This window comes from Streptomyces sp. NPDC002958 (genome assembly GCF_055563255.1).
The window spans coordinates 99,347-105,545 of the sequence record NZ_JBVHDS010000020.1; the positions used below are offsets into that span (position 1 = coordinate 99,347).

At 68.6% G+C, this 6,199-nt stretch carries 4 protein-coding genes; all 4 read right to left on the reverse strand.

Annotated elements, in window-relative coordinates; genetic code table 11:
• Positions 1-114: 114 nt before the first annotated feature.
• Positions 115-1,635, reverse strand: a complete 1,521-nt coding sequence (locus ACZ3IC_RS26790; protein WP_467420032.1) for an acyl-CoA synthetase — start codon at positions 1,633-1,635, stop codon at positions 115-117.
• A 276-nt stretch (positions 1,636-1,911) separates the two neighbouring features.
• Positions 1,912-2,340 (reverse strand): DUF3592 domain-containing protein, encoded by a 429-nt coding sequence (locus ACZ3IC_RS26795; RefSeq protein WP_467420035.1) that lies wholly within the window; start codon positions 2,338-2,340, stop codon positions 1,912-1,914.
• A gap of 254 nt (positions 2,341-2,594) precedes the next feature.
• Positions 2,595-4,145 carry an acyl-CoA synthetase gene (locus ACZ3IC_RS26800; RefSeq protein ID WP_467420036.1) on the reverse strand — a complete coding sequence of 517 codons (1,551 nt, stop codon included), beginning with the start codon at positions 4,143-4,145 and terminating at the stop codon, positions 2,595-2,597.
• Entirely contained in the window at positions 4,142-5,251 is a 1,110-nt protein-coding gene (locus tag ACZ3IC_RS26805; protein ID WP_467420038.1) for an NAD(P)H-dependent flavin oxidoreductase, read from the reverse strand. The genes ACZ3IC_RS26800 and ACZ3IC_RS26805 overlap by 4 nt, the downstream gene beginning before the upstream one ends.
• Between the last annotated feature and the right edge of the window lie 948 nt (positions 5,252-6,199).

Below are 6,199 nucleotides of genomic sequence, written 5' to 3' on the forward strand. Positions count from 1 at the left end.
CCGGGCGGCCGGGGCCTGTTTTGCGGGTCAGGGCCTGACCGGTCCTGACCCGCAGGACAGGGACATGGCCGGGCGCTCTCAGAGTGCCTGGCAGTAGGCAGCGCGCCGCGAAGCCTACTGCCGGGCACTGGTCCCCTGGTCGAACCGGTCGCGCAGCTCCCGCTTCAGGATCTTGCCGCTCGCGTTGCGCGGCAGTTCGTCGACGAAGAGGACCTTCTTCGGGGCCTTGAAATGAGCGAGCCGCTCGCGGGCGTGATCGATGAGTTCGTCCTGTGTCGCTTCGCCCCGCAGCACGACCACCGCGGTGACGGCCTCGATCCAGCGCTCGTCGGGCAGCCCGACGACCGCGGCCTCGGCGACGGCGGGGTGGGTGTATAGGGCGTCCTCGACCTGGCGGGAGGCGACGAGAACACCGCCGGAGTTGATGACGTCCTTCACCCGGTCGACGACGGTGAAGAAACCCTGCATATCGCGCACGGCGAGGTCGCCGGAGTGGAACCAGCCGTCGCGGAAGGCTTCCGCGGTCTCCTCGGGCTTGTCCCAGTAGCCTTCGCACAACTGGGGAGAGCGGTAGACCACTTCACCAACCGTGCCGTCGGGGACCTCCTTGCCGTCCTCGTCGACGACCCGGGCCTCGACGAAGAGGACGGGCCTGCCGCAGGAGTCCATCCGGCCCTCGTGCTCGTCCGGTCCCAGAACAGTGGCGAGCGGGCCGATCTCGCTCTGTCCGAAGCAGTTGTAGAAGGCGAGCGCGGGCAGGCGGTCGCGGAGCCGTTCCAGTACGGGTACAGGCATGATCGACGCGCCGTAGTACGCCTTGCGCAGCCCGCCGAGTTCGCGGGTGGTGAAGCCGGCGTGCTGGGAGATGCCGATCCAGACCGTCGGCGGGGCGAAGACGCTGTCGGCCCGGCCCGTCTCGACGAGGTCGAAGATCCGGTTCACATCGGGTGCGTCAAGGATGATGTTGTCTGCGCCGACCGCGAGGTAGGGCAGCAAAAACACGTGCATCTGCGCGGAGTGGTAGAGCGGCAGCGCGTGGACGGGCCGGTCGGTGGCGCGCAGATCGAGCGCCGTGATCGCGCTGACGTACTCGTGGACGAGGGCGCCGTGGGTCATCATCGCGCCCTTGGGGAGTGCGGTGGTGCCCGAGGTGTAGAGCAGCTGGACGAGGTCTCCCGCGGCCGGTTCGCGCTCCGGGGTGAAGGGGCGCGGGGCGGCGGTCGCGTCGAGGAGGGCGTCCGGTGCGTCGCGCAGCGCGCGTACGGAGAACGCGGCCGGAATCCGGTCGGCGAGGTCCGGGTCGGTGAGGACGAGCGCGCTGGCGGACTGTTCGAGGATGTATGTGAGGTCGCCGCCGGTGAGGTTCTCGTTGACCGGCACATGGACCAGGCCCGCGCGGGCACAGGCGAGGAAGCCGATCAGATACGCGTCGGAGTTGTGCGCGTAGCAGGCGACCCGGTCGCCGGGGCGCAGTCCGTGTTCGCCGGTGAGGACCGCCGCCGCGGTACTGACGGCCGTGTCGAGTTCCGCGTAGGTCCAGGACCTCTCCGCGTACCGCAGGGCGGTGCTCGCGGGGGTACGCCGGGCGCTGCGGGCCAGGACGCCGTCGACTGTGCTGCTCCGTACACCTGTCATGGCGTGATCCTGTGCGGACGGAACCCGGTGGTCAAGGGTTCGGATACCGATCGGGATGTTGACAGGGGTGCGGAGGCGCTGGCTGAGTGGCGAATGGATGAGGACGTGCCGACGGGCTCCGGCTACATCCAGGCGTTCGGCTGGAACAAGGCCACGTGTCCGGTGGCACGGACACGGCGCTTCTGAGCCGTTGGGCGCGCCGTCCATCCCTGTCGGTCACCGCCGCGGGTGTCCGGCTGCCGTCGGCAGCGGCCTTCTCCGGTTTCCGGGCGATGCTCAGAGAACCACGGCCAGGACGGTCGCCGAGATTACGGCGAACGCACTCCCCACTGCGGCAGTCAGGGCCCTGGCGTGGCGCGGGACGAATGACGGGGCGCGCGTGGTCGCCGCCTCCGGGTTCCGCGCGCTGTAATACACCGTCAGGAACTCGCCCTCGGCCAGGGTGAGGCGCGCCTGGCGCTCCTCGAAGCTGACTGCGCGCCCGTCGGCCGTACGGAACTCCAGGGTGGGGTAGGTATGGACAATCGGTGCGCCCTCGGAGTCCTGGCTATCCTCGGTACGCAGGCCCGTGCACCGGCCCTCGGCGGTGAGGCCCTCTGCCCACGCGGCCCGCAGCCGCGGCCCCTGGAGCTGGCGGTCCAGAATCCTTCCGTAAAACACGGCCGCGCCCACGGCGACTACGAAATACACGACGGCAGTGACCACGCACTCTCCCGGAATGATCTCGGTCGTGCCGGACGCCGGTACCGTCCGGCAACCGGATTTCTCTGTGAACCGTCATGATCCCGTGGACGACGTCCCGACGGCAAGGGCGGCTCGCGATGCGGTGAGCCCGGACCACGGGACAGCGACGCGATGCCTGACCGACCACTGTCGCCGCCGCCGCGAACGAAGTGCGGCGGGGTCCCAGGTGACCGGGCCGTCGCACGCCCGGTCAGCGTTCGGCGGGCGACGAAGGTTCAGAGGGCTCGTCGGTGCCCTTCCCAGTACGGATCGCGCAGGTGCCGTTTGTACAGCTTTCCGTTGGGGTCGCGCGGCATCTCGTCGATGAAGTCGATGCTTCTGGGACGCTTGTAACCGGCCAGGTGGTTTTCGCTGTGGCGCAGGATCTCGGCGGCCAGCGCTTCCCCCGGCTCGTGTGTCCCGGCCGGTTCGACGACCGCCTTGACCTCCTCGCCCCAGTCGGGATGCGGAATGCCGAAGACGGCCACGTCGGCGACTGCGGGGTGGCTGAGGAGGGCACTCTCGATCTCGGCGGGGTAGATGTTGACACCACCGGAGATGATCATGTCGATCTTGCGGTCGCGGAGGAAGAGGTAGCCGTCCTCGTCGAGGATGCCGAGGTCACCGACGGTGAAGAAGTCGCCGATGCGGTTCTTCCTCGTCTTGGTCTCGTCCTTGTGGTAACTGAAGCCGCCGGTGTTCATCTTCATGTAGACGGTGCCGAGCTCGCCGGGCGGCAGGCGGTTGCCGTCGTCGTCGAAGACGGCGAGTTCGCTGATCGGCCAGGCTCTGCCGACCGTGCCCGGTTTCTTCAGCCAGTCCTCGGCAGTGGCGAAGGCGCCGCCGCCCTCGCTGGCCGCGTAGTACTCCTCGACGCACCTCCCCCACCAGTCGATCATGGCGCGTTTGACGTGGTCGGGGCAGGGCGCTGCGCCGTGGATGGCATGGCGCATGGCTGTGACGTCGTATCGCCGTTTCACCTCGTCGGGGAGGGCGAGGAGGCGGTGGAACTGGGTCGGGACCATGTGCGTGTGGGTGCAGCGGTGGGTGTCGATGCGGCGCAGCATCTCTTCGGGCGTCCACTTGTCCATCACGACCAGCGGGTGCCCGATGTGCAGGGACGCTCCTGCGAACTGGAGGACGGCCGTGTGGTAAAGCGGCGAGCAGACCAGATGGACGTTGCCGTCGAAGGGTTTGATGCCAAAGATACCGAGGAATCCGCCGAGGTGGCTCTCCTCGGGGAGCTTGCCCGGGAGCGGACGACGGATGCCGCGCGGGCGGCCGGTGGTACCGGAGGTGTAGTTCATGACCCAGCCGAGGGTGCGGGCCTCGGGGGGTGCGTCTGACTGCCCTTCGAGCAGTTCGGCGTACGGGCGGAAGCCGTCGACCGTGCCTACGGCGTAGCGGTGGTCGGCCGGAAGCTCGGCCTCGTCCGCGGCCGCCGTCGCCGCCTGGGCGAACCGCTCGTGGGCGATGAGCACCTTGGCTCCGGAGTCGGAGACGATCCAGGCGATCTCGGGGCCGACGAAGTGGTGGTTGACGGGTACGAGATAGAAACCGGCCTGGGAGGCGGCGAGGTAGGCGGTGAAGAACTCGACACCGTTGGGCAGGACGACCGCGAAGGCGTCGCCGCGCCGGAGCCCGGCCGCGCGCAGTCCGTGGACCAGGCGGTTGGCTGCGGCGTGCAGCCGACCCGCCGTCCAGCTCTCGCCGTCGGGTGCGATCAGGACCGTGCGGCCGGGATCGGCGGCGGCCTGGGCCCAGAAGCCGTTGGGCGGCCGGTTCATGAGGCGCTCCGTCCGGCGATGAGGTTGATCCGGTCCACGGCACGCTCGAAGCCGCGGGTCAAGTCGTCGAACACGGCCTGCACGCTGCGTTCGCTGTTCATCCTTCCGACGATCTGGCCGACGGGTGTGCCGAGCAGCGCGCCGGTCTCGTACTTCTGGATACGGGAGACGGCTTCGGCGACCAGCAGCCCCTGGAGCGGCATGGGCAGGGTGCCGGGGCCCGACGGGTCGTCCCAGGCGTCGGTCCATTCGGTACGCAGCTGGCGTGCGGGTTTGCCGGTGAGCGCGCGGGAGCGGACGGTGTCGCCGGAGCCGGCGGCGAGGAGCTTTCGGGTCAGCGCGCGGGAGTGGAGGTCGGCCTCTTCCGTGGTCAGCCAGAGGGAGCCGAGCCAGACGCCCTGGGCGCCGAGGGCGAGTGCGGCGGCGATCTGCTCGCCGCTGCCGATTCCGCCGGCGGCGAGGACGGGAAGTGGTCCCACAGCGTCGACCACGTCCGGGACCAGGACCATGGAGGCGATCTCACCGGTGTGGCCGCCCGCTTCGTACCCCTGGGCGACGACGATGTCGATGCCCGCGTCCGCGTGGTGGCGGGCGTGTGTGGCGCTCCCGGCGAGTGCAGCGACGAGGACGTCCTGGTCGTGGGCGCGTCGGACGACATCGGCAGGCGGTGAGCCGAGGGCGTTGGCGAGGAGTTTGATGGGGTGGTCGAAGGCGACGTCGAGCTGGTTGCGGGCGACTTCCTCCATCCACCCGGTAATGCGCCAGCCGGACGCCTCGCCCTCGGCGAGGTCCGGTACGCCGTGCTTGGCCAGGGTGTCCCGGACGAACTGGCGATGTCCGGCCGGGATCATCGCTTCGACGTCGGCCTCGGTCACCCCCTCCACCTTCTTCGCGGGCATGACGACGTCGAGGCCGTACGGCTTGCCGTCGGTGTGCTCCTGCATCCAGTCGAGGTCGCGCGCGAGGTCGTCGGGGGCGGTGTAGCGGACCGCGCCGAGTACGCCGAACCCGCCGGCCCGGGTAATGGCCGCGGCCACCGCGGGGAACGGCGTGAAGCCGAAGATGGCGTGCTCGACTCCCAGTTTCTTGCTCAGCTCCGTCTCCATGGGCCGCAGGATGCCGCAGCCGGACATCCGAGGGAAGAGCATTTCTGATGCAGTGTCAGATTCTTTTGGACGCAGGGGGCCTCTGTGACGGCGGGGGTGACAGTAATCTCTGCGGCGGGGTGTAGCGCAGTGGAGGGCATAAATAGCACCTCCTGGGCGAATGGCGACCAGTGCGTGATCTGACAGGAGATAGCAGGCAACACTGACAATCCCGATGGTGGATCTCTCCCAACTCCGATGGGCCGTCAGCACCCACCAGGGCCAATGAGGCGTGGCAACTGTTGTCAGGGCTGAGGAACATCCACGGCGAACCCGCCCCGACAAAATCTGCCCGCCAGGGTCGTCTTGCCCGTCCGTTCCTTCTGCTTGGTCTTCCCGGACGCCCACCCGTACAGTCGACGAAGTGCGCCCGTAGCCAGCTCCAATGGCTACGGGCCTCTCGGCGGCCGGCGTGGAAGTGCCGCGCTCGGGTCCACCAGAAGCCGAAGAACCGGCGCTGGACGGGGAGGGGCAGGTCTCCCAGCGGCTCCAGCTTCGTGGTCTCCCAGCGGCTCCAGCTTCGTGGTCTCCTCGCGCTCGGACAGGATCACCACCCGGGCGTGACCGGAATAGGTGACTGCAAGGTCGATAAGGCTGCGGGAGGGCCAGCTGCCAGCGAACGTGGCGACCTGGTCGGTCATCCATCGGGTGGCCTCGTCGATCTGCAGGAGCCAGCGTTCCCGCTCCGCCAACGGGACTCCTGCACTTGATCGACTTTCTTCGCCGATCGTTGATCTACAGGTGTCCCGTTACTCCCTCCACCCCCCTTGACGTGCCGCTTCCCGGCCGAACGCAACGGCGTTGAGGACCAGTACAACACCGTTGCGTTTGGCCCCTGAGCTGTACGTCAAGCCCTGCTGAACAGCGCAACGGGACCACCTGATAGATCAACGATCGGCGAAGAAAGTC